Origin of the sequence: Streptomyces sp. G7(2002), from assembly GCF_028870195.1 — a bacterium.
Taxonomy (GTDB): Bacteria; Actinomycetota; Actinomycetes; order Streptomycetales; family Streptomycetaceae; genus Streptomyces; species Streptomyces nigrescens.
The window spans coordinates 706,234-729,770 of record NZ_CP102609.1 but is presented as its reverse complement, the minus strand read 5'-3'; the positions used below and the strand labels follow the sequence as shown (position 1 = coordinate 729,770).

Sequence of the window (23,537 nt, the reverse complement as noted above, 5' to 3'; positions counted from 1 at the left end):
GCAGCGTCTCCAAAGATCTCGTGTGGTGGATCGGGTGATACCTGGCGTCACAGCGGGGCTCCTGCCCGGTCCGCTACCCCTCGACGGTCACGCGCACGGCCTGCGCGCGGACCGCATCGACCAGTTCCATCATGGCGACCGCGTCCTGCCGCCACCGGGCCTCCCGGGGCGAGGCCGCAGCGCCACCGGCGGTCACGGCCGCGGCGAACCCGGCGAGCGACGCGGTCAGCTGGTCCGCCGCCGGGAGCGTGAATTTCTCGACATGGTCCTGTTCCTCCAGCACCAGCACCGGCTGGTACGCGGCCGGCGGGGTGAACGCCCGTCCCACCGTGAGCTTCGCCCCCTCGCCCCACAGGGAGTAGGACGAACCGTAGGCGTGCTCGAAGCCGAACTCGACACTCGCCAGTACGCCGGACGGCGACACCAGCAGCGCCTGGCCCGACAGATCGAGCCCGTCGGACTGCCGCACCCGCGCCGTGGCGCCCGCCACCCGCAGCCCGGGGCCCAGCAGCATCGCGGCCGCCCGCAGCGGATACACCCCCGCATCAAGGAGCGCCCCGCCACCGAGACCGGGCACATACCGGATGTCCTTCGTGGGCAATGGTGGGAAGCAGAAGGCACCGCGGAAGGAGCGCAGTCCTCCGAGCCGCCCCTCGGCGATCAGGGCCGCGACCGCGTCATGCTGCGGATGGTGCAGGAACATGAAGTTCTCCCGCAGCACCAGGTCACGGTCCTCGGCCAGCCTCACCACAGCACGGGCCTCGGCGGCCGTTGTGGCGATCGGCTTCTCGACCAGTACGTGCTTGCCCGCGTGCAGCGCCCGGGCCGCCCATTCGCCGTGCAGTGACGGCGGCAGGGAGATGTAGACGGCGTCGATGTCGTCGCGTTCCAGGAGTGCTGCCATGGAGGAGCCGGCGCAGCCGAACCGGTCGGCGAACCGCTGCGAGCGCTCCGGGCTGCGGCCGCCCACCGCGACGAGTTCGGTCTGCGGGCAGGCCGTCATCGCCGGCAGCACACGTCGCCCTCCGAAGGACGAGGTACCCAACGCGCCGAAGCGCACCGGTCTGGCCGCGGCGGTGTCCACGGCCTCACGGTCGGGAACCGGGCCGCTATGTGCGGACAGCGGCTGTGGGGGAGTGCTTCGCCGGGTGGGAATGGAGTCATCCAATGGAATTCCTCGGATACGGAGGCGGGGAGGTCTGCCACCACCCGCGGTGATCGATGGGCGGCCGGTGGTCACGGGACGGCGGGCCCGCCCGACAAGCCGGCCCGGGGAATCAGCCCCAGGTCACAGGCAGTTCGTATACGCCGTAGTGCATCGCGGTCTCCCGCAGCGGCACCTGCTCGGCGGGCATCGCGAGCCGCAGATCCGGAAAGCGGTCGAACAGCTTCTGGAATCCGATGCGCAGCGATGCCCTCGCGAGGTGCTGCCCCAGGCACTGGTGGATCCCGAATCCGAAGGCCAGATGCCGGCGCGACGGGCGGTCGATGTCGAACTCGTCGGCGTTCTCGAAGTACCGCGGATCGCGGTTGGCCGACGGCAGCGACAGCACCACCGTCTGGCCGGCCTTGATGGTCCGGCCGTCGATCTCGACATCCTCCAGCGCCACCCGGCTCGCCCCGAAGTGAGAGATCGTCAGATAGCGCAGCAGCTCCTCGACGGTGCTCTCCATCAGCTCCGGCCGCTCCCGCACCTTAGCCAGCTGCTCGGGGTGCTCCAGCAGCGCGAAGGTGCCCAGCGCGAACATGTTGGGAGTGGTGTCCAGCGCACCGCCGATGGCGATCCAGGCGATGTTGAACATCTCCTGTTCGGTCAGCTCACCGGTCGCGATGAGCTGACCGAGCAGGTCATCAGTCGGATCGCCGGCGAACCGCTCGGCCATCATCCGCTCCAGCGTCGCATTGAGCTCGGAGTTGTGATGGATGAACTCGTCGAGGGTGTAGTTGATCCCCATGATGACGGAGAAGTGCTGAGCCAGGGCTGCCAGATCGCTCTCCGCCACCCCCATGATGGAGCAGGTGGACCTGGCGGAGATCTGCTCCGCGAAGACCTTCACCAGGTCCACCGGAGGCTCCATCGCGGCCATTTCGTCGAGCACACCGTCGATGATCCGTGCCAGCGTGGGCTCGTACTGCTGGATCTTGCGTACGGTGAAGAAGCCGGTCAGCAGCCGCCGGTACCGGGTGTGCTCCGGAGCGTCCATCCGCACGAAGTTGCCCGGCGCGGACGGCTCGGGGGAGTAGTCCTCCACGGGGAACGGCGGCGAGTGCACCAGCGCCAGCAGCTCGCTGCGGTGGCTGAAGCGCGGGTCCGTCATGATCTGGCGGATGTGATCGTGCCGGGTGACCAGCCAGCCGTTCTTCTCGCGCGGAGCCAGCTCGAATGTCACCGGGCTGATCGGGTCCTCCTCGCGCAGCCTGGCGTATTCGGCCGCCGGATCGAAAGGGCAGGTGCGTTTGTAGGGGATCACCGGCGCTTTCGGCTCGTGAACCATGACTCCTCCGTTGCTGTTGGTGGTCATTGGGGTGCCGCGCTCGGAGCGCGTGCGCAGCGGGGGCCGCACCGGGTTCGACGGGCGGCCGTCGCAGACCGAAGACTTTGGTCCGGTCCGGTCGGTCCAGTCCGGTCCGGTTCGGGAAGCGGGACGCTCGACGCCGTGCCACACGCGGGCGGTGGCCGGTCGAGCATGAGGTCGAGGGCAGGTCCGCACTAGGAGGCGTGCCGGCGGCGCCCCAGGGCAGTAGTGAATGCCATGGCGACTCCCCTTTCGGTGTGGCCCGAGCCCGATGACAGCCACAGCCCAGCACGGACCGGTGAGAGGGAGCCAGCCCGGTGGGGGAACTCTAGGGAATTGCCAGTCAGGGACGGCTTGGTGGAGCGGTGCCGGGAGGGTGCCTTCGTGGCCCATCTGGCCGGGCGGTCCCCCGGGCCCAACGGACCTGCCGGAGCATTCCGGCGACGCCGGCCGGTCCCCGTACATGCCCTGTGCGTACCTACGGGTTCCGGGGCCGTGCGGCGGATGACGGCACCGTGGACGGATCGCGGAATTCCAGCGTGCCGTCGTGTCTCCAGCGTCCCAGCCTGCCCGAAGACAGCAGCGGCGCGGTGTCCCCGGCCAGGCATGCCCCGTCCGCGCTGCGAATGCCGGCGTAGGGCAAGGACGACCCCGTGGCACGCACTTCACCGGTCTGTCCGGTCGGTACGGGGCTGCCGTCCGGGGCCACCACCTGCACATGGACGCCGGGCAACGGACGGCTCGCTCCTGGATACTCCGGCCCGGGTTTGCCGGGGCTGAATTCCTGGACCGTCCAGGGCATGGCGCCGTCCGCGGCGGCGAACTCCACCCACAGCGGCGCCCGGGGCAGCACCTCGAAGTGCCGGTCGATCACCGTGCGCGGACAGGGGCCGCCGATCAGCACGGTCAGCCGCCGGGAATCCGGGTGGGAGGCCCCGGAGAGGGACTGCAGGAGCCGCGCGTATTCGTCCGGGCCGAAGACCGCGGCGGCATTGCGCTTCGGAGCCGGTGAGCAGGTGGCACCGCCGTAGCGGGACGGCACATGGAGTGTGCCTCCGCAGGCGAACGCCCACCACATCGCGGGCAGTGTCGTCGTGCGGACGGGAGGGTGGTGCACGATCACCCCGTCGTGCGCCCCGCCGACCCGGCGGATCCTTGCGGCCAGCGTCTGCTGCCATGCGCGGTGGTCGGTCAGATAGCCGCTGACCCCCTGGCGATCCGCATCGGAGACCAGCAGGTAGGCGGCTTCGGTGTGTCCGGAACGCGGCAGCGAGCGGTCCGGCCGCTCGGCGGCGATCGTGCTCCAGGTGGCCGGGTCGTCCAGCACCCAGGACATGAGGCGGTAGCTCCACACCGGCCGGGTCACGGTGCTGCACAGCACCACCCGGGCCCCGCTGATGTCAGTGATCCGGTCGAGCCGCGCACCGCGCAACGCCGAGGGGAGGGGTACGCACACCCCTCCGGCCTTCAGCACCGCAAGCTGGGCCACCACCGCCTGCCGGTGGTCGGCGCAGTGGACGATCACCGGGTCGCCCAACTGCACTCCGCCGCGGACCAGCGCCGACGCCAACTGTACGGCCCGGTTTTCGGCTTCGCCGTAGAACAGGTGGTGCTGCCCTTCCTGGACGGCTCTGGCCATCGGGAACCTGCCGGCAATGCTGGTGAACAGGCCGTCAAGGGTGAGCGGCAGGGGCTGCGGAAGCCGCCGCCGGTCCGCCCTCGGCTCCACGTGTCCGGCCCTGCCGCCGTCGGACAGTGTCTGTTGAGCGACCACTTCGTCCCTCTTTCGTGTCGGCCCCCACGAAGAACATCCGAGTGACCTCCGCGGAAATCCTGATGCGCAGTCGTGGCTCGACCCGGTCATGTGCCTTCACAGCAGAGGCCGGAGGGGGAGCTGCTGTCGGCCGCGGTGGAAACGGACGGGCCGGCGCGACCGCGGACGAACCGCCTTCCGGACATCGGGGCAGGCGCCCGCGTCAGCAGCAGCCTTCCCACCGGGACGAACCCTCGCCCGACCGACAGCTTCACCGCACTCTTTGAAGGCCGACAAGGCCGATGGGACGGAACTAGGAGAATTGCTGGTAGTCCGGCCACGCCCGGCGTTCCTTTTCAGCGTTCCAGGGGACGCGTATATCTGCTGGTCAGGGCCGGTTCAGACGTTCCCGTATCCCGAACTGCCCCTCGCTGGTGGCGGCTGGGACGGATCATGCCGCAGGGTCGAACCGCCTCGGCAACGCAACAGCCGGACCACCGAGGCACGTAACAGCACAGCACGGCACAGCACGGCACAGCACGGCACAGCACGGCACAGCACGGCACGGCACGGCACAGCACGGCCGAAGCGGCCGAAGGCTGCTGCCCCGCCCGGGCGTTGACCCGATGAGAAGAGCTTGGAGCGCCTTGGTGGCCTTACGGATAGCGATCACCGCTGAACCGATACCTTCACATGTGTCCGCGCTGGACTACGTCACCTGCCCGGCCCATGAACAGGGCCACCAGGTCACGCTCCACGCCCCCCTCATATTCCGCAGCGAAGCCCGGCGACGCGGGGTGGAGTTCTCCGGCGCCGGTACGAACTGGACGTGCGATCCCCTCGTCCAGCAGGCGGCGAGCGAGGTCTGGCAGAGGCACGGAAACGCCTCCTTCAACCGGTACGTCTTCGGCCACCTCTGGCCCGGACAGGCCGAGGCGAAGGCCCATGACCTGCTCACCGCGTGGACACAGGAGCGGCCCGATCTGGTGATCGCCGAGTGCAGCGACCTCGGCGCGCACCTCGCGGCCAGGGCCTTGCAACTGCCCCTGCTCGCAGCGGACAACGGCCTCGGCCCGGTGCTCCTGGATCTCTGGGACACCCACATCGCGCCCGTGCTGCTTCCCCTCTACAAGCAGCACGAGCAGGACACACCCACGCTCCCCCCGATGCTCACCCCGGCGCCGGTCCACTGGTTCTACGAGACGCCCCCGCCCTCGGCGCGCGCGGTCCGACGCACCGTCGCGGACTTCCGCACCGCCCTCCCCGAGTGGCTGGACCGCGCCCCCTCCCTCCGCCCGTCGCGCCCGCTCGTCTACGTGAGTCTCGGCACCCTGACCACCGCGATGTCCGGTCTGCGTACCGCCGTCGGGAACGTCTACCGGGAGATCATGGCTGCACTTCGTGCCATCGACTGCGATGCGATCGTGTCCGCGGGAGACCTCGCGCAGCACCTGCCGACCGCGAGCCCTCACATCAAGGTCGTCAAGCACGCCCCGCAGCCCGCGCTCCTGCACCGGGCCGACCTGTTCGTGACGCATGGAGGCCGGGCGTCCCTGCTCGACGCGGTGCAGGGCACAACGCCCGTCCTGGGCCTGGGTGTTCTCGCCGACCAGCCCGACAACGCCGCCGCGTTCACCCGCAGCGGCCTGGGCCGGTCGCTGGACCTCACGGCGAGACACGACGAAATCGCCGACGCCCTGACGGAACTCCTGGACGCCCCGCGCTACGGCGCCGCCATGAGCGAGGCCTGTGCCGAGCTGTCTCAGCTGCCGCCCCTGAACCTCACGGAAATACGGGACAGCCTCTAGGGCGTGTTTTGAATGTGCTGGTCACAGCCACTCGTTGATGGCCGCGACGGTCTGTGTGGCCTCTTAGCGGACTGCGAGTTTGTCGAATCTGGCAGTCGCAGCCCGGTTGCACTTGAGGCGGTTGATGCCGCACTCGCCTCCGTGCCATGGGTGGTGTATTGGCGGGTTTGTTGCCGAGGTCATGAAGGGGTGAGCGGAAGATCGTAGTCCATGGTGCGTGCGGTGATGCGCAGTCCGGCCAGCGGCAGTGCTTGGCGTACCGAGGCGTCGTCGAATTCCCAGATGGTCAGTTCGGTGACCTCGGGGTGGTCGCGCCGCAGGCGTGTGACGAGTTCCGCGATGAGCGCGGCGAGCGCGCGCGGCTCGGCGTTCTCGTGGCGGATCGACTCCCCGGCATTGATGTGGGCCGCGTGCCCGTCGATGAAGGCCGAGACTTCTGCGTCCGCCGTCGCCAGGGTGAGGTGCGCAGGCAGTTGGTGGACTTGCACATCGGGCAGCCCAGCAGGGGGCTGCCATGTGGCTGGCTCGGTGCTCCAGTAACGGGCGCATTCGCCGTGTCCGTGCGCGTTCAGCGCGGTCGCCGCCTGGCCGTCGGGCCCGGTGTCCCGACCGCCCCACCGCAGGGTGCGGTAGCCGGCGGCGCGGGCCTCGTCCGCGGCCCGGCGGTACAGGCCTGTGACCATCTCGAACTCCTCGGCGGTCGGCGGGAGCAGGTCGTAATAGCCGGTTTTGAGACGGCGGACCTGGCGTGGCACGTACGTTGCCTGCACTCGCGCAACCCGCTCGTGGTCCGGGTCCTCGTATACCCATGCCCAACCCAGCAGCGCCCCGTCGCGGCGGGCCGCGACCGCGCCGATGGTACGGGGCCGGCCCTGGCCGCCGGTTGGCTCGGGCTCGGGCTCGTCGTCCGCCGTGTAGGGGGCCCGCCCGCCACCGCGTACATTTCTCCGCTCACGTGCTTGCCCGCATCCGGCCGGACGTCCCACTCAAAGAACAGTTCGGAATTCATGTCCGAAGGGTACGACTGCACGACCGACGGACCGCGAGAACCGCCGCAGCCGACCCGGCCACCTTCGTCACAGCTCCGTGCCTGACTGCCACATCCCCCGAAGCCGATCACGGTTTGCGATCCCTTTCCCATGGGTCATGGCGATGTGACGGACGCTCAGTGGACGTTCTTGGAACCGTTGCTGCCGGTCATGAAGAAGCCGGGGAGGCCGCCGAAGTGGACGACACGCCAGCTCGTCGACGGGATGCGGTGGCGCACGCGGGCCGGGGTGCCGTGGGGGATGTGCCCGAGCGGTACGGCGCCTGGCAGACCGTGTACGGGCCGTTCCGCCGTTGGCAGCGGGACGGCACGTGGAAGCGGATCCTTGCGGACTTGCAGGCCGACGCGGACGCGAAGGGACTGATCGACTGGGATGTCTCGGTGGACTCCAGCCTCGCCCGGGCCCACCAGCACGCCGCAGCGGCCCGGAAAAGGGGGGCCGCAGAAGGAGCCCCCGGGCGGCGTCGAGACCGAGCCGACCATCACGGGCTCGGACGCTCGCAAGAGCGTCCGGGCGTACGAGGACTCTCTCGATCTTGCGCTGTTCGAGGCGGCGTTCTGCTTCAGATGCCACGAGGTCCGCATGCACGGAACGGCCGTGCCACCCTCGTTGGCCACGCAGTTCTTCGACGCGGACACCCCGCCGGCCCAGGCCCTCCTGGCCCTCTTCCGCGCGGCGGCCCCGTAGCCGACCGACCCTGCCGCGCTCAGTCACACCGCTGTGGTGGGTGTCCTGTGACAACGAAGGTTGAGCAGTGTCGGGGAAGGCTGAGTGGCGGCAGTTCGCTTCTGTGGCGGTTACCGGGCGGGTCCGGCGACGGTCGACCCACCACTTTTGATCTCATTTCCCGAACGGACCGGCATCGAACTGGGCGCCAATTGCCTGACCTGCACGGTTTACACGTCCTTGGTGTGTCAGCTTCGAGGCCGGGACGAATGGCCAGGTGAAGGGACGGACGACAGTGGGATTACGCAAGGGCAGGTGGGGAATGGCGCTCACCGCAGTCGCGGCGGCGGCCGCTGGGGTCGTGCTGCTCGGACCCGGTGCCGCGGGGCCCGGATCCGGTCCGAAGGCGTCGTTCGCGCTCCGCTCCCATGAACCGCAGGTGGTCGTGGGTGATTACGATGCGCCGGTGCCGCTCCTGACGCCCGCGTTCAAGAACACCGGGCCCGAATCGGCCTCCCGCGGCGTCGTCCTGCGGGTCTCGGTCACCAACGCGGTGATTGACAACACCGCCCCTTCACACCGCAACTGCTACTACTCGGACGACTACCGCACAGCGTTCTGCGAGTTCCCGGGCGCCGTGCCCGTGGGAGCCGCGTTCGAGACGACCGAGCCGATCGCGGAGCGCATCAACGCCCAGTACCACGAGCTCGAAGCGACATACACATACGCCATGTGGCCGTTGGACAGTCCTTCACCGCACACCCCGGACTACAAGGCGCACTACCACCAGGGCACAGGTGACGCACTCGGCCTGAAGCCAACGACCCTCAGCGCCGGCAAGCGTGGCGGTGAGCTGCGCTTCCGCTGGAAGGCGTTGGAGGGGCCGGCGGACTGGTCTGCCGGCGCCATCACGATCCGCGGCAGGATCGGTGAAGAGGTCGAGGTGGACGTCCCGCAGCCCCAGAGCACACCGGGGCCCGGCCCGACACGGATGCGCATCGAACTCCCGCCTGGCACCACACTGGCCAAGCTCACACAGGAGGTGCGGGAATCAAAGCCTTCCGAAGTGAACTACTGCTCGCGGGATGACGAGGACGGGAACATCTACTGCACCAACGTCAACTGGAATGTCCTACGGGTGCGGATCGACCGTCGGGTCGACGGCGGCGAGGGGCGGATCTCGGTGCCCGAGCCGTTCAACGGGGACACTGACCCAGCCAACAACTCCGCCCCGATCAAGGTTGAGATCACCGGCACCACATAGGCGGAACACGCCACGCCACGCCACGCCACGGCACAGCATGGAGTCCCGGCTCACCACGCTCCAGTCGATCCGACCGTCCAGAAGGGTGGTCGGCAAGATCAACTTGCCGATCGACGCGGACATTCCGTCCTCCTGTAGAGGATGCTGCTGCGATAACCCTGAGTGCATCTGCCTACCGAAAGGCAGAGGCGGAAATCGTCGTGTTCTCAGCGGCCAGGAGTAGAAATCTATCGACCCGGGGCTGTTTGGTGGGCGACCGGTGCCCATGCAGGCCCATTTTCCGGAAACCTCGCTGACCGGGAAGTGGTACTTGCGGAGTAGGCCAGGCGGTAGATGTGCGGCGCGCCACGCTGGGTGCACAATGTCGACCCGGAGCAATGGAACAGATTGGAGTCAAGCGACGATCTGGGCACCTGACGTCGACCGTGCGGTAATGGCAAGCGGCCTGGTGATGAGAACCGGCTGGTATTCGCACCCTGTTTCTGCGAAGGCTCGCACCACTCTGTGCGGGAGCCAAGGCCGAAGTCCCGCTCGCGTACTTCAACATGCAAAAGCCCCAGGCGCAGTAGCCCCGGCCCGGCACCCACAGACCGGCGGTTGACCGCCCGCGCCCACCGCGGCACCGGAGGTGCAAGGACGCCGGGCACGACGCGGCGCCCTTCCACACACGCTCTCCATGGCCTGCTTCGGGCCGTGGAGAGCGTCTTCGGCCGTCGGCCGGTGCGATGCCGGTATGCGGTGGGCATTCGTGCCGCAGATCAGGTCGACGAGGTGGACGCACACGACGAGATCGTGGAGTGCACTCTGCGAGGGGCCTGAGTGTGGTGTGTCCCCGGGCCTACCTGCCCCAGATCTTCCGGTACGCCGCACGGTAGCCGGGCTGGTCCCAGGTCGTCTCTCCGCTGCTGTTGGCGGCCGTGGAGATGTGGACGGGGGCGACGTAGCCGCTGGGGGGCTCGCCGGAGAAGGCGCGGTTGAATTCGTCGAGGATCTGCCAGCCCTGCTGGGAGAGCGGTTCGGGAACGGTGGCTGCCTGGAATTGGCCGCTGTTGATGCGTTGGAAGGCGGAGGGATCGCCGTCGCCCGCGCCGATGTTGTAGGGGGCGCCGGCGCCTTTTTTGCGTGCCGCGCGCAGGGCCGGTGCGGCGTCGGCGAAGTACACGTCGTTGATGGCGATGGAGTAGGTCCATCTGTCCTGGAAGCGGGAGAGGAGCGAGGAGACCTGCTGGGGAGTGCGGCTGCTGGTGTCCGAGATCGGGATGTTCTCCTCGGCCAGCAGCCGCACCCCGGAGCAGGTGGCCAGTGCCTTCTTGATCAGTTCGGATTTGTTCCTGGCGAACGGGATGGAGGCATCCGTGAACACGACGGTTCCGGCGTGGCCGTGGGAGTGCGCGATGACCCAGTCCGCGCTGATCTTCGCTACGTCCTGGACGCGGGTGGTGATGTTGGTGAAGAGCTCGGGATCCTTGCTCGGGCCGGGGGAGTCGACCGCATGCCAGCCGATGAGCGGAATGTGCAGGGCGTTGGCCTTGGCGACCTGCTGCGACGTCAGCTTGGGGTCGAAGCCGCCGATCACGATGCCCGAGGGCCGGAGGGCGAGGGCCTGGCTGAATGCCGCTTGGATCCCGGCGGGGGTGCCCTGGCCGTCGATCACCCGGACGTCCCAGCCGATGACCTGCGCGGCGTCCCGCACCCCCTCGGCGGCGCCGGCGACACCGGGGTTGGTCATGGTCTGGGCGACGTAGACGATGCTTTTGCCGGGGACCGCCCGGGGGCCACGGGTGGGGCCGTGCCAGGCGGGGCGGTTCTTCATGGCCCGTTGCACGGCCGCCTCGGCGCCGGCCACTACGGCGGGGCAGCCGGCCTCGGCCGGCCCTGTCGTGGTGGGCCCGGCACCGGTCGAGGTGCCGCGCTCGCAGCCGGCGAGCACAGCGGCCACCACCGCTACGGCGACGGACGTGCTCAGGGCGGACTTGCGGTGCGGCTGCACGGGCGCTCCTCGCGGAGGGACGACACGGTGGTGACACGTCACGAGGTGACTTCGGACAGGTCCTTGCGGGGGCGGGGCGGCTCGGCCCGTCGGTGGCGCAGCTGTCGGCGCGCGGCATAGCCGGCCATGCCGACGGCGAGGAGCAGGGTGGCGCCGTTGAACAGCGGGGTGACCCAGAACTGGGCACCGAACTGCCCGATACCGGCGAGGCCGATGGCGAGGATGACGACGGCGACCAGAGTGCCCAGCGCGTTCGGGCGGCCGGGTTTGATCGCGGTGGAGCCGAGCAGCGCACCGACGAAGGCGGGCAGCAGATAGTCCAGGCCGACGCTGGGATTGCCGATGCGCTGCTGTGCGGCGAGCAGAACACCGGCGATACCGACGATCAGGCCCGAGCCGGCGAAGGCGTAGACGACATAGCGCCGGGTGGGGATGCCCAGCAGGTCGGCGGCGCGCGGGTTGGAGCCGATGACGTACAGGTACCGGCCGAGGGGCAGTCGTTCCAGGAGCAGCCACAGCACGGCGGTGAGGGCGAGCACGTAGAAGGCGGAAACCGGCAGGCCGAGGAACCGGGAGTCGTAGAGGTCGGTGAAGGCGGCCGGCAGGCCCTGGGGGCCGGGGACGATCCGGGCGCCGTTGGTGATCCAGCCGGTGAGGGCGTACAGGATGCTGCCGGTGCCGAGGGTGGCGATAAAAGAGTCGATCTTCGCGAATTCGACGACGACACCGTTGAAGGTGCCGACGACCGCACCGCCGAGGACCACCACGAGGCAGGCGAGCGGCCAGGGCCACGAGGCGTTGGCGATGAGCTGCATCGTCATCACGTGCGCGAGACCGAGACCGTAGCCGATGGACAGGTCGAACTTGGCGGTGACGATGGGGATCATCGCGCCGAGCGCGAGGATGGCGGGGATCGACTGGTTGGACAGGATCTCGGAGATGTTGTCCAGGGTGGGAAAGGTGTCCGGCAGGGCGAGGGAGAAGGCCAGGAACAGCAGGGCCGTGAGGGCCAGGAGGCCGTAGGCGCCGACGAGGTGCCCCAGCCGGCGGACCGGCGGGGAATGCGGGGAGGGCGTCATGGTCTCCTCGTCTCCCCGGTGAGCGCGGCCATGGCCGAGGAGGCGTGGGCGAGTCCGGCGACCGTGAGGGCCTTCCCGCTCAGCTCCTCCGTCACCGCCCCGCGGACGAATACCAGGGCGCGATGGCACACCTGGGCGACCTCCTCGAAGTCGGTGGAGATGAGCAGTACGGCGAGGCCTTCGGCCAGCGCTTCCTGGAGCAGGCGGTAGACCGCTGTTTTGGCGCCGATGTCCACCCCGGCGGTCGGCTCTTCGAGGATCAGCAGACTGCGGTGTATCCGCAGCCACCGTCCGACCATGACCTTCTGCTGGTTGCCCCCGGACAGGGTGGCGATCGGCGCCTCGCTGTCCCGGGGGAACACCGAGAACCGCTCGGCCAGGGCCGTGGCCCCGGCCCGCTCGCGCCGGGGGCTGATCCAGTGAAAGGCCCGCAGCCCGTCCGCCCGGGGGTTGGCCAGGAAGTTCTCCCGTACGGTCAGTTCCGCGGCACAGCCCTCTTCCTGACGGTTGCTGGTCACGAAGCCGACGCCGGAGCCGACGGCGGCGGTGACCGTGCCCGGTGTGTACGGCCGGCCGTTGAGCCGGACCCGTCCGCCGACGACGGGCCGGGCGCCGGCCAGGGCGCGGCCCAGTTCCATGTGGCCTGCGCCGGTGAGGCCCACCATGCCGAGGATCTCCCCGGTGCGCAGTTCCAGGCTGACCGGTGCGGTGTTCTCGGTCCGTACGCCGTCGAGGCTCAGCACCACCGAACCCGCGGCGGGGGCGCGTCGGAAGCCGACCGGTTCATGCCCCACGATGTCGTGCACCAGCCGCGCGGGGCTGTGGCCGGTGAGCGGGCCCTGGCTGATGAGGCGGCCGTCGCGGAGGACGGCGAACACCTCGGCGACCTTGTACACCTCGTCGAGCCGGTGGGTGACGTAGACGAGGGCGTGACCCTGGTCGCGCAGGGTGTGGAGCACCTCGAAGAGCCGGGCGCAGTCCGCCGCCGGGAGGCTGGCGGTCGGCTCGTCGAGGACGATGAGTTCGGCCCGGGTGGACAGTGCGCGGGCGATGGCCACCAAGGAGCGTTCGGCCCGCGGGAGGTCGGCGAGGACGGTGCGGGGGTCGAGGTGCGCGGCGACGATGCTCAGGGCCTCGGCGCACCGTTCGCGGGTCAGGCGCCAGGACAGCAGCCCGGCGCGGCGTGGGTAGCCGGTGCCCAGGGCGATGTTCTCGGCGACCGTCATCCACTCCACCAGCCCCAGGTCCTGGTGGATGAAGGACATGGTGCGGGCGGCCGCTTCGGTGCCGAGCGGGTGCCCGGCCACGGTCACCTCGCCCTCGTCCGCGTGGTGGACGCCCGCGAGCACCTTGATGAGGGTGGACTTTCCGGCACCGTTGGGACCGAGCAGGGCGAGGATGCTGCCGGAGTGGATGTCGAGGTCGACCGCGTCCAGCGCGAGCGTGCCGCCGAACCGCTTGCTGAGGCCGCGTATGCGGACGAGCGGCTCCAGGCCGTGGTGCGGGGGAGGGATTCGGTCAGGAGCGTCGTGCACAGACTTCTCCGGGGGTCGGCCTCGTGGTTCTTCCCGACTGAAAGGGACACTGATGCTGGGCGCTTCGCGGTGGTGGAGGCGCCGGGGCGTGCGGTCCTGACGAGGCGTGACCGGCCCGGTCGCCACATTTCCGCCATGCTAAGGCCCCCTTTGGCCTGGATGCCGGATGGGCTATCAGATGGCGGGAATGTCGTCGAAGTGCGCTTCGATGGCGCCGGGCTTTCCGCCAGGTGCCTCCAGTGCGCACTCGGCCCAGATGACCTTGCCGTTGGCGGTGTAGCGGGTGCCCCAGGCCTGAGCGAGCTGCGCGACGAGGAACAGACCGCGGCCGCCCTCGTCGGTGGTGGCCGCATGGCGCAGATGCGGGGCGGTGCTGCTGGTGTCGGAGACCTCGCAGATCAGCGTGCGGTCGTGGAGCAGGCGTACCTGGATGGGGGCGGTGCCGTAGCGGATGGCATTGGTGACCAGCTCGCTGAGCAGGAGTTCGGTGGCGAAGACGGCCTCGTCCAGCTCCCATTCGGCCAGTTGGCGGGTGACGGCCGCGCGGATGCCGGAGACGCGCGCGGGATCCGCGGCCACGTCCCACGTGGCGATCCGGTGCGGGGCCAGGACGCGGGTACGGGCGACGAGCAGGGCGATGTCGTCGGTGGGATGGTCGGGCACCACGGTCCGGAGAACGGCCTCACAGGTGTCCTCGGGCGAGCGGTCCGGGTGCGCCAGGGCTTGGCGCAGCCGGTCGAGAGCCCGGTCGAAATCGCGGTGGCGGTCCTGGATGAGCCCATCGGTGTAGAGGACGAGTTGACTGCCCTCGGCGAGGTGGAATGCGGCAGTTTCGAACGGGAGCCCGCCCAGGCCCAGCGGCGGGCCCGCGGGGAGGTCGGGGAAGGTCACGGTGCCGTCGGGGCGGACGATCGCGGGCGGGGGGTGCCCGGACCGGGCCATCACACACTGCTGGGAGGTGGGGTCGTAGATGGCGTACAGGCAGGTGGCGCCGATGATGCCGGGGCTGCCCGCGGCCTCCGCGGTGTCCTCGTCCCGGTCGAGGCGCCCCACGAGATTGTCGAGGTGGGTGAGGACCTCGTCCGGGCCGAGGTCCAGTTCGGCGAAGTTGCGCGCCGCGATGCGCAGTCGGCCCATGGTGGCGGCGGCATGCATCCCATGGCCGACGACATCCCCGACGATCAGGGCGATACGGGTGCCGGAGAGGGGAATGACATCGAACCAGTCCCCGCCGACCCCCGACTCGGCAGGCATATAGCGGGAGGCGACCTCGACGGCGCTCTGCTCGGGGAAGCTGTGCGGCAGCAGGCTGCGCTGCAACGCCAGGACCATGGTGTGTTCACGGGTGTAACGGCGGGCGTTGTCAATGCAGATGGCCGCACGCGTGGCGAGTTCCTGGGCCAGCGACCGGTCGTCGTCCCCGAAGGGCGCCGGATCCGCCGAGCGGTAGAAGCTCGCCACGCCCAGGGCGATCCCACGGGCGAGGAGGGGGACGGCGATCAGGGAGTGGACGTGGTGGTCGAGGAGGTCCTGGGCGTGCCCGGGATCCTGGGCGATCCACCCCGTGGCGGCCCGCAGGTCGGGCTCCAGGACCGGCTCCCCGGCGGCCAGACAGCGGAGCTGGGGCGTGGTCGGGCGGAGATCGACCGGTTCGCCGGCCGGGTAGAAGGGGCAGTCGTCGCGAATGCCGTGGACCACCGTGCGGTGGAGTCCGGAGCGAGGGTCGGTCGGCTCCTCACCGCGCAGCACCGCCGCGGGCAGGTCGATGGTGATGTAGTCCGCCAGGCGCGGCACGGCCATCTCGGCCAGCTCCTGGGCGGTACGGCTCACGTCCAGGGTGGTGCCGATGCGGGTGCTGGCCTCGGACAGCAGCTCCAGACGGCGCCGGGCCGCCACCGCGTACGTCCCCACCCCCGGCTCGCCCACCATCACCAGCCCGCTGGCCGCACTGCCGGGTGCGGTGCTTCCCGTGGCGCCGGGCCTGCCGGGAGTGCCGGGCTTGCGGGCCGTCGCGACCGCCCGGCCGGGTGCGGCGTCGGGAAGGCGCCCGGGCAGGGGGGTGACGGGCGCGAGGACCTGCTCCGTGAGGGGGAGAGTGGGCGTCCCGGCTTCGGCGGGTACGGCCACCCGCTGGTGGGCCGAGGGCAGGACCGCTTCGATGACGATCCCCTCCACCCCGGAGGCACTCGTCACGGGGCGGCTCAGCAGGGTGACCCGCCGGCCGCCGGGCAGGGACACCTCGACGGCGGCCCGCTGGGCCGAGGTGATCAGTTCGGTGGCCTTCTCCTTGAGGATCATCTGGTCCCGCCAGTCCAGACCGCTCTCGGCGAGCTCGCCCAGCTGCCCGTTGCCGCTCGTCTCGTCGCCCGGCCCATGGCGCCTGGCGTCGAGGTACGCCTGCAGCAAGGCCCGCTCCCGCGTCGAACTCTGCTCCAGCAGCCGCCGTTCGATGACGCCGGCGGCCTTGCGGATCACGGTGTTCAGCGCGGTGTCCGCGTCGGTGAGCGGAAAGCCGAGGCAGAGGACGCCCTCGATGCGCCCGCTGAGCAGGTCCCGGACGGGAATGGCCGCACAGGCACTGGACTGCGAGCGTTCGGCGAAGTGCTCGGCCCCGTAGACGTTGATCAGCTGCCGTTCCGCGAGCGCCAGCCCGATTCCGTTGGTCCCGCCGAACTGCTCGGCGAACACGAACCCCGGGACGCTCTGGATCGCGGCCAGATGTCTGACCAGAGAGGCTTCGCCGAAGCGGCGTTGCAGCACCGCGCCCCGTCCGTCGGCGAGTGACACATTCATGTTCCGGCCCGCGAACCGGGACTGCAGCCGGTCCAGTACGGGCACCGCGGCGCGGACGAGCCGACCGTCCAGATCGAGATCCTGGCGGAAGGGCAGCTCGCAGCCATCCGGTGTGAGCCCCAGCGATCGGGAACGCTGCCACGAATTCAGGATCGGACTCCGGACGGCCCCCTCGACCGACCCCTCACGGAGGAACTGCTCACGGGCGCGTGCGGGACCGATGCCCTCTCCCGCCAGCCCCATCCCAATCACTTCCCACATGGGTGCATGCCACGATGGCCACCCGTACGTCGGAGCAGCTGTCCCGTTTGATCCAATTGTAGAGCTTTGTACTTCTGGCGGAACTGATCGCGGACCCGGGGGAGAACCGGGCGGCCGGACACCTTCCGCGACCCGGCCACGCGGTCCGACCGGACGGAGATCACGGGCAGGCCGAAGCGGCGATCATGGCCGTGACCTGGCCTCCAGCGGGTCGCCCGGTAGACGGTCCGGTGACCGCCGGCCGTCACAGGACCGCGACCGGAGTGACGGGCGAGCCGGTGCCGCCGGGGATGTTCAGGGGAGCTACCAGGAGTAGGAACTCGTAACGGCCCGTCTCGGCGCTCGCGGCGGAGAGCACCTCCAGGTCGAGGTTGTCCAGGAGCGGCACCCCCATCGCGGCGACGGCGAGCGCATGCACCGGAGAATGCAGGCCGTCGACCGGCGAGGGCCGTACATCGCTGTCACCGTCGCCGCCGAGCAGGGCGATGCCGCGCTCGGCCAGCAGCGGCATGGCGTCCACATGCAGGCCCGCGCTCGCCGCGCCGGTGTCCCAGGCACCCAGTTCCTGGCGGCGGCGGACAGCGCCGGACCGCAGCAGCACCGCGTCGCCCTCGCCGATCGTCACCTCCAGCGCCCGCTCCGCGGCAAGGAGGTCCGCCGCGTGCACCGCCTGTCCGGGCTCCAGCCAGCCGACTCCGAGAACGAAGGGCAGGTCGAGAAGCACCCCCTTGGTCACCAGCGGGCCCAGCGCCGATACGGCGCCGAACCGCGCACCTCCGGCGTCGACGCACTCCTGCGCCGCGCGGCCGTCGTAGAGGTGCCCGCGGTAAGCGACATGGGAGAGCGCGTCCAGATGACTGACGGCCTTGCCGTGGTAGTCGACGGCGATGAAGTCCTTGTGCGTGGCGGGCTCAGGAGGCTCGACGTCACCGAGATCGGACATGTAGTGCAGGGCGGGCTTGCTGTTGTCCGGGCCGGGTGCCGTGTCCCAGGGACGTGCCATCGGGACGAGCGTGCCGGACCGGACCAGCGCGGTGGCCCGCCGTACGTGCTCCGGGGTCACCCGGTTCCAGGCACCGCGGTCGGCAGCGGCCCAGCGGCCCCACGTACGGACCGCCGCGAACAGCGCGTCGAACTCCTGGCGGGACACGGCGGACCCCTTGCCGGTACCGGCCGGCGGGGAAGCCGGAGAGTCGCCGGGATTGCCGGTCACGTGTGGGTGACCGCTTGCGGGAAGTCGAAGACCCGGTCCGGGTCGTACTCGTACGCGACAGTGCGCAGGCGCTCCAGATTCGGGCCGTAGTAGGCCTTTGCCCAGTCAGGGAGGGCCGGATCGATGTAGTTGATGTAACCGTCCTTGATGCCCTGGTCCGCAAGTCCCGCCACGACCTGGCCGACGCTGCGCGTCACCGCGGCTTCGGACGCCGCCGTCGCGCTCGCATAGATCTGGGCGGTGGCGAAGGCCTTGCGGTGCGGGAACGCGGTCTGCTGGACGTCCACATCGGCCACCGCACCACCGAGGGGATCGAGGATGAGATCCATCCCCAGGCGGTCTTTGAGCAGGCTGACAACCGCGCCCGGATTGGCGGCGTGCGAGGTGAGGACCCGCGACGAGGCGACGAACGACTGCCGGTCGGGGCTGCCGGAGAAGAAACGCATGGCCTTGAAGTAGTCGCGGTCCTCGACCCTTCGCAGGTCGGGACGCACATCGGCGCGCGTGACAAGGTCGTTCAGCAGGGGATTGCAGGCGCTGCTCGGCCCGACGAAGCAGCCGGCCACCTTGCAGCGCGGTATGGCCCCGCCCGACACATTGAGGTTGGCCCACAGCTCGCGCGGCGCGGCCGTGATCCACGGCTGCCACGCGGTCAGCATCTTCGTTACACTCCCCGCCGGGAAGTCGAGCCGGAACACCGTCAGCGCCGGAGCCGGGTCGGTCGCGAAGGTGAACTGTGTGACGACCCCGAAGTTGCCGCCGCCGCCACCGCGCAGGGCCCAGAACAGATTCGGATTCTGCGTGGCCGAGGCGGTCAGCGTCCTCCCGTCCGCGGTGACGACCTCGGCGGACACGAGGTGGTCACAGGTGAGCCCGAACTTGCGTTGCAGCACGCCGATTCCGCCACCCAGAGCCACCCCGGCGATGCCGACGGTGAAACAGGAGCCGCCGGGCAGACAGCGGTTGGCCTGGCTGAGCGCGGTGTAGACAGCCTGCAGTGTCGCGCCGGCGCCGATGGTGGCGGTGCCGTCCGGATGGGCCCGCACGGTCGACAGACGCCGGAGATCAAGGGTGAGGCCGCCGTGCGGAGCCGAGTAGCCGACATAGGAGTGCCCACCGCTACGGGCCGCCAGCGGCACCCGGTTCGCCGCCGCCAGCACAGCCTCGCGGACATCGCCCACCGACGCGCACTGCGCCACCGCCGCGGGCACCAGGTCGTCATTGAGCGGGTTGAAAAGCTTCCTGGCAGTCTCGAACCCGGCGTCTCCCGGCCGCAGTAGCGCGCCGGTCATCCGCCGGCGCAGGCCGTCCCAGTCCACATTGTTCCTGACGGCGGCCGCCCGTCCGGCGGCTCGGGGGGAACTCTCCTCGCCTTCCCGAGCCTCGGTGCCGGCCCCGGATGCGTGGAACAGAGGGTCCCGCGCCATGGTCACCATCTCCCTCTGGAGAGGCCAGGTATGCGGGTGCGTGCCCGTTTTGATACGGACAATTTCACGCTAACACGGGGTGAGGGGCCCCTCCAGTTGACGGCCGTAGGTCTCGGATCGGCAGGTCAGGGCTGGTTGGCCTGCAGACGGGCCGGAGCGCGCGGGCCGGTGAGATTGCCGGCGAACGCGGACCGGAGCGCAGGGCTGTCGGCGCCGTGGGCGGTGAGGGTGGCCCTTCGGGCTCCCACCGCCTGCCTGGCCCGTCGGTCAGAGCCGACGGCCGAAGAGCTCCAGCAGATTGTGCCAATGACGCTGATCTGCCACGGAGTTGTACGCGGCGGTGTCGGTCTGGGTGTAGCCGTGCTGGGCACCCTCGTACAACTCGCTGCGGTAGGAGACACCCTCGGCGTCCAAGGCCCGCTCCAGGCTCGCGATCTGCTCGGGCGACATCAAATGATCGTGGTCGGCGTGGCCGAAGTACAGCTCCGCCGTGCTGCGGCCGGCGAGCCGGTGCGGGCTGTCCTCGGCATCGGTGGCCAGGCGGCCCGCGTGGAAGGAGGCCGCGGCTCCGATGCGGTCGGGGTAGGCCGCGGCGGTGCGGATGGCGAGCACACCGCCCATGCAGTAGCCGGTGGTGCCCACCGGCCCGTCGGTGACCAGGGGTGAGGCGGCCAGCCAGTCCAGGTAGGCGCCGGCGTCCCGCATCGCCAGTTCCGGGGTGAGGGCCTGCATGCCCGGGGAGAGGTTCTCGAAGATCTCCGGCAGATGGGAGGGGGCGATGAAGTCGGGCAGGTCCACCACGGGCGCACGCCCCGCGCGGTACAGGACGTTGGGCACCAGCACCGTGTAGCCGTGCCCGGCCAGACGCCTGGTCAGCTCCTCCAACGAGGGGCGCAGTCCGAACGCGTCCATGTACAGCAGGACCCCGGGGTGCGGCTTGCCGTCGTCGGGATGAGCGAGATAGGCGTCGGCGACGCCGTCCGGGGTGGGGATGTCCAGGGATGCACCGTGCACGCTCGTCATGTCCACACCTTTCCTCGGGCTCCCGGGGGACGCACGAGGGCGGCCGCCCGTCCGCCGGTGATCACGCCGGCGGATTCCACACTAATCGTCGTGGGTGAGCTTCGAGGAGCACGGCATCCGCCAAGGAGAGACATGCGCGGGCCACGCGAGGGTGCGGGCACAGTTGAGGTGAGGCAGGGTACGCATCTCCGGCCCGCCCCCATCCCAGCCGATCTGTCGAGAGCCCACCACGGACGCCCCGTAAGACTGTCCATGCACGCACAAGTCCCTTGTGTTTCCCCCGTGTTGGAATCCAGGCATGGCCACTACCTCTGCCGGACCACCCCTGTCACCCTCTTCGAACGAGCCCTCTGACCGGCTGCGGGCCGAGCTGGAGCGGTTATGTGACGAAGCGATACGCCAGAAGGACCTCGCTCACCGCAGGGCCGATTTCTGGGTCAAGGTCGATATCGCACTGGGTTTCCCCGCGGCGCTCCTCGCCGGCGTCTCCGGAGCCGCGGGGCTGGCCTCGGCGGACGCCCGCATTCCCGCGGCGTTGATGGCGCTGGTCGCCGCGGGGTGTGCGGCGGGGGCGGGCTTCCTCCGGGGTGACAGCCGGCGGGTGGCCAACAAACGTGCTCGCCAGGCATGGGCCTCCGTCGAGGCCGCGGCCCGTATGAAGCTGGCGAAGGACCGCGTGGTCCCCGAAGACCTCGGTGAGGTGCTGGAGTGCCGCCAAGTCGCGCTGGCGGCATACGAAGGGGACGATTCCTAGCCTGATGCGGCCCGGTCCCGCCCGGCCCGGTCCCCGGCGATTCCGGGCCGATGGCCGCATGCGGGGACTCAGTGAGTGGCTGTGACCAGCGCTTCCCCAACAGGCCCAGGGGCGCAGGGGCGCGCTGTGAAGTGCCGGCACATGGCACCCCTCACCCCAACTTGTATCGAGTCATTGACACAAGATGCCATCCCGAGGCATCTTGTACTTACCACTTGATACAAGTAGGGCTTGCGGAACGCGGTGTCCGCTACCGCCGGGCGCAAGCCGCGCAGCCGTCACCACTCACTGGGGACCCCTATGCTCGACACCGAACGGCCCGCATCCCGCCTCCGTGCCCGCGCCGACCGCTACGCCCGCTGGGCCGGTCTGGCCGTGGGCGTCGTGGCCGCACCGCTGTGGGCCACTGTGGACGTCACCAACTACCCCCTCAGCAGCTTCGACGCCGGTGTGCCCTTGGCGAGCTTCGTCACCGCTTTCGGCCTGTGCGCGGTGGGCGGCGTGCTGCTCGGCGACGCCCTCACCCCCCGCCCCCGGGAAGCGGTGCGCACCGCCAGTCTCACCCCGCGCCGGGTCCGAGACCACGTGCCGCCCCGAATCACCCTTGCGCTTCTCCTCCAGGCGGCATTCCTCGTCGTGCTGGTGGGCATCGGGGCTGCCACGTCCTCCCTCGACGCCATCTACCGGGTGAGCGCGGCTATCGCGGACGGCTGCGACGGGGCCGAACCACCCGTCAGTCTCTGGCCCGGCATCCTCTTCGGCAGGCAGATCCTCGGCTCTTTCGCCCTCGGCACCGTCTCCTGTGCCTGGGCCCTGCGCCGTGTCGCCCACCGTGCGGGCGACGACCAGCAGCGCCGCGACCGTTCGTGTGCGATCACCGCGGCCTGGGGGGTGCTGGTCTCGACCCAGCTGCTGCTTGTCGTTCTGATGACCGCCCCCTGGCTTGCGCACTGCGCGAGCACGCTGGGTACCGTCATCGCCGTGGTGATCTACCCCGTGGGTCTGCTGGCCCTCTGCACCCTGGCATGGTCCCTGTTCGCCGTGGTGATGCCCCGGGCGGCCCGACGATGACCGGGCCCGCCGTCCGCGTCGACACCACCGGCCCGGTACCGCCGTACGAGCAGATCCGCGCCCAGCTCGCCGCCCTGATCGCCACTGGTCAACTGGCCGAGGGTGAACGCCTGCCGACGGTGCGTCAGCTCGCCACCGACCTGGGCCTGGCGCCGGGCACCGTGGCCCGCGCATACCGTGAGCTGGAGACGGCCAAGCTGATCCACACCCGCCGTGGGGCAGGCACCCGGGTCGCGGCACTCCCGTCCGAACCGCAGCAGCCTGATCCGGCCCAACTCGCCCGGCTGGCCCGTGACTTCGCCTCGGCTGCCCGCGCTCTGGGCGCCGACACCGAAGCCATCCTGACCGCCGTCCGCAAGGCCTTGGAGTAAGGCCTGCCCGATGGGTCGGAGTGGAGGCCGCGCCGACTGGTGGGGATGCTTCGGCGCCCATCGGGCTCGGCTGGCCGTTCAGGCATGGTGGAGAGGAGCCGTGCCAACCGTCAGCTTGCCGCCCCTGAGTCCTGACCCACTGGCCAGGCTCTCGTGGGCGTGCTGACTACTTGTCGGCGGATGGCTCGGGCTCCGCCTGGAGTTCGTCGAGCCGTAGAAACGCCAGCGCCCGGCGCATCAGGTCGACGAATTCCTCGGGCTCGTCCTGCCAGGCCCAGTACTCCATGGTGACGGTGAACGCATCCAGCACCGCGGTGGTCAGCAGCCGCACTTCGAGGCTGTCGGGAGAGGCGCCCGTGCGGGACGCCAGCGCGGGCGCGAGCCGTTCCTGCATCTCCCGCCCCGCCGCGAGCCAGCGCATCTTCAGGACGGGGACGGTTCCCAGGACCCGGATCAGCCGACGGGCGCGGGCGGTGTCCTCCAGGCGCCGCTCGGCCGTCTCCGTTCCGAAGGACGCCTCGATGGCGGCGCTGAGCGGCTCTTCGGCCGGATGTTCCGCGAGGACGTCCACGAGTTGGCCGACGCTGGAGGCGAAGAGGGGGGTGAGGGCGTCCTCCTTCGCCGGGCAGTAGCGGTAGAAGGTGCGCAGGGAGATGCCCGCGGCCGAGGCGATGTCCTCGACCGTCGTCGTGTCGTAGCCGCGGTCGGCGAACAGGGCCGCCGCGGCCTCCGCGATCTCCAGCCGCGTCTGAAGGCGCCGTTGTTCCGTCAGGGACGGACGGCCGCGCGCTGCCGTCATGGTGTGCTCCTTACCGTGCTTCAGCTCGGCCTTTATTCTCACAGAGAATTATTGGCATGTCATGCCAGAAAAGGCGTATGTTGATCAACGGCTGATCAGGAGCCGCTCGTTCAGCGGTCGATCCGTCCGCCGTGCCCGTGCTGTCGCGCTGTCCCTGCGTACCCG

At 70.0% G+C, this 23,537-nt stretch carries 19 protein-coding genes; 7 read left to right on the top strand and 12 right to left on the bottom strand.

Annotated features, from left to right (window positions below):
- Nucleotides 1-73: 73 nt before the first annotated feature.
- The 3 genes from NUT86_RS03230 to NUT86_RS03220 form a co-directional block, all read right to left on the bottom strand.
- Nucleotides 74-1,084 (bottom strand): Gfo/Idh/MocA family protein, encoded by a 1,011-nt coding sequence (locus NUT86_RS03230; RefSeq protein WP_274733255.1) that lies wholly within the window; start codon nucleotides 1,082-1,084, stop codon nucleotides 74-76.
- Between the two features lie 193 nt (nucleotides 1,085-1,277).
- Entirely contained in the window at nucleotides 1,278-2,495 is a 1,218-nt protein-coding gene (locus NUT86_RS03225; protein ID WP_109887052.1) for a cytochrome P450, read from the bottom strand.
- Nucleotides 2,496-2,994: 499 nt separating this feature from the next.
- Complete coding sequence (locus NUT86_RS03220; RefSeq protein ID WP_274733252.1) at nucleotides 2,995-4,290, bottom strand: AMP-binding protein; 1,296 nt, start codon at nucleotides 4,288-4,290, stop codon at nucleotides 2,995-2,997.
- Nucleotides 4,291-4,964: 674 nt separating this feature from the next.
- On the opposite strand from NUT86_RS03220, the gene NUT86_RS03215 reads away from it, so the two are divergent.
- Nucleotides 4,965-6,077: a glycosyltransferase gene (locus NUT86_RS03215; protein WP_274733250.1), complete on the top strand. Its 1,113-nt coding sequence runs from the start codon at nucleotides 4,965-4,967 to the stop codon at nucleotides 6,075-6,077.
- A 179-nt stretch (nucleotides 6,078-6,256) separates the two neighbouring features.
- Here NUT86_RS03215 and NUT86_RS03210 read toward each other — a convergent pair whose 3' ends face one another.
- The gene (locus tag NUT86_RS03210; RefSeq protein WP_274733248.1) at nucleotides 6,257-6,832 is read right to left on the bottom strand and encodes a hypothetical protein; all 576 of its coding nucleotides are present in this window, start codon (nucleotides 6,830-6,832) and stop codon (nucleotides 6,257-6,259) included.
- Between the two features lie 384 nt (nucleotides 6,833-7,216).
- Between NUT86_RS03210 and NUT86_RS03205 the strand changes: the two genes are divergently transcribed.
- From NUT86_RS03205 to NUT86_RS03195, 3 genes are all read left to right on the top strand, one after another.
- On the top strand, nucleotides 7,217-7,489 hold the full coding sequence (locus NUT86_RS03205; protein ID WP_342456218.1) for a transposase: 273 nt from the start codon (nucleotides 7,217-7,219) through the stop codon (nucleotides 7,487-7,489).
- 9 nt (nucleotides 7,490-7,498) lie between these two features.
- Entirely contained in the window at nucleotides 7,499-7,813 is a 315-nt protein-coding gene (locus NUT86_RS03200; protein WP_274733244.1) for a hypothetical protein, read from the top strand.
- A 301-nt stretch (nucleotides 7,814-8,114) separates the two neighbouring features.
- Complete coding sequence (locus NUT86_RS03195) at nucleotides 8,115-9,056, top strand: hypothetical protein (RefSeq protein WP_274733243.1); 942 nt, start codon at nucleotides 8,115-8,117, stop codon at nucleotides 9,054-9,056.
- A gap of 838 nt (nucleotides 9,057-9,894) precedes the next feature.
- On the opposite strand, the gene NUT86_RS03190 is transcribed toward NUT86_RS03195, so the two are convergent.
- The 7 genes from NUT86_RS03190 to NUT86_RS03160 form a co-directional block, all read right to left on the bottom strand.
- A complete protein-coding gene (locus tag NUT86_RS03190) occupies nucleotides 9,895-11,046 on the bottom strand; it encodes a substrate-binding domain-containing protein (protein ID WP_274733241.1) in 1,152 nt (383 codons plus the stop codon).
- A gap of 38 nt (nucleotides 11,047-11,084) precedes the next feature.
- Nucleotides 11,085-12,125 carry an ABC transporter permease gene (locus NUT86_RS03185; RefSeq protein ID WP_159491417.1) on the bottom strand — a complete coding sequence of 347 codons (1,041 nt, stop codon included), beginning with the start codon at nucleotides 12,123-12,125 and terminating at the stop codon, nucleotides 11,085-11,087.
- Nucleotides 12,122-13,660 (bottom strand): sugar ABC transporter ATP-binding protein, encoded by a 1,539-nt coding sequence (locus NUT86_RS03180; protein ID WP_274733238.1) that lies wholly within the window; start codon nucleotides 13,658-13,660, stop codon nucleotides 12,122-12,124. Before NUT86_RS03180 ends, NUT86_RS03185 begins: the two co-directional genes overlap by 4 nt.
- A gap of 174 nt (nucleotides 13,661-13,834) precedes the next feature.
- Nucleotides 13,835-16,714 carry a SpoIIE family protein phosphatase gene (locus NUT86_RS03175; protein ID WP_274733237.1) on the bottom strand — a complete coding sequence of 960 codons (2,880 nt, stop codon included), beginning with the start codon at nucleotides 16,712-16,714 and terminating at the stop codon, nucleotides 13,835-13,837.
- A 244-nt stretch (nucleotides 16,715-16,958) separates the two neighbouring features.
- Nucleotides 16,959-17,927: a cyclase family protein gene (locus NUT86_RS03170; protein ID WP_274733235.1), complete on the bottom strand. Its 969-nt coding sequence runs from the start codon at nucleotides 17,925-17,927 to the stop codon at nucleotides 16,959-16,961.
- On the bottom strand, nucleotides 17,924-19,138 hold the full coding sequence (locus NUT86_RS03165; protein WP_274733233.1) for an FAD-binding oxidoreductase: 1,215 nt from the start codon (nucleotides 19,136-19,138) through the stop codon (nucleotides 17,924-17,926). Before NUT86_RS03165 ends, NUT86_RS03170 begins: the two co-directional genes overlap by 4 nt.
- Before the next feature lie 483 nt (nucleotides 19,139-19,621).
- Nucleotides 19,622-20,377 (bottom strand): dienelactone hydrolase family protein, encoded by a 756-nt coding sequence (locus NUT86_RS03160; protein ID WP_274733232.1) that lies wholly within the window; start codon nucleotides 20,375-20,377, stop codon nucleotides 19,622-19,624.
- Between the two features lie 298 nt (nucleotides 20,378-20,675).
- Here NUT86_RS03160 and NUT86_RS03155 point away from each other — a divergent pair, with 298 nt between their 5' ends.
- From NUT86_RS03155 to NUT86_RS03145, 3 genes are all read left to right on the top strand, one after another.
- Entirely contained in the window at nucleotides 20,676-21,131 is a 456-nt protein-coding gene (locus tag NUT86_RS03155; RefSeq protein WP_148588200.1) for a hypothetical protein, read from the top strand.
- A gap of 300 nt (nucleotides 21,132-21,431) precedes the next feature.
- Nucleotides 21,432-22,202, top strand: a complete 771-nt coding sequence (locus NUT86_RS03150; RefSeq protein ID WP_274733229.1) for a hypothetical protein — start codon at nucleotides 21,432-21,434, stop codon at nucleotides 22,200-22,202.
- Entirely contained in the window at nucleotides 22,199-22,573 is a 375-nt protein-coding gene (locus tag NUT86_RS03145; protein WP_148588202.1) for a GntR family transcriptional regulator, read from the top strand. Before NUT86_RS03150 ends, NUT86_RS03145 begins: the two co-directional genes overlap by 4 nt.
- A gap of 166 nt (nucleotides 22,574-22,739) precedes the next feature.
- Here the strand turns inward: NUT86_RS03145 and NUT86_RS03140 are convergent, their stop codons facing one another.
- Nucleotides 22,740-23,372 (bottom strand): TetR/AcrR family transcriptional regulator, encoded by a 633-nt coding sequence (locus tag NUT86_RS03140; protein WP_266436912.1) that lies wholly within the window; start codon nucleotides 23,370-23,372, stop codon nucleotides 22,740-22,742.
- Nucleotides 23,373-23,537: the final 165 nt, after the last annotated feature.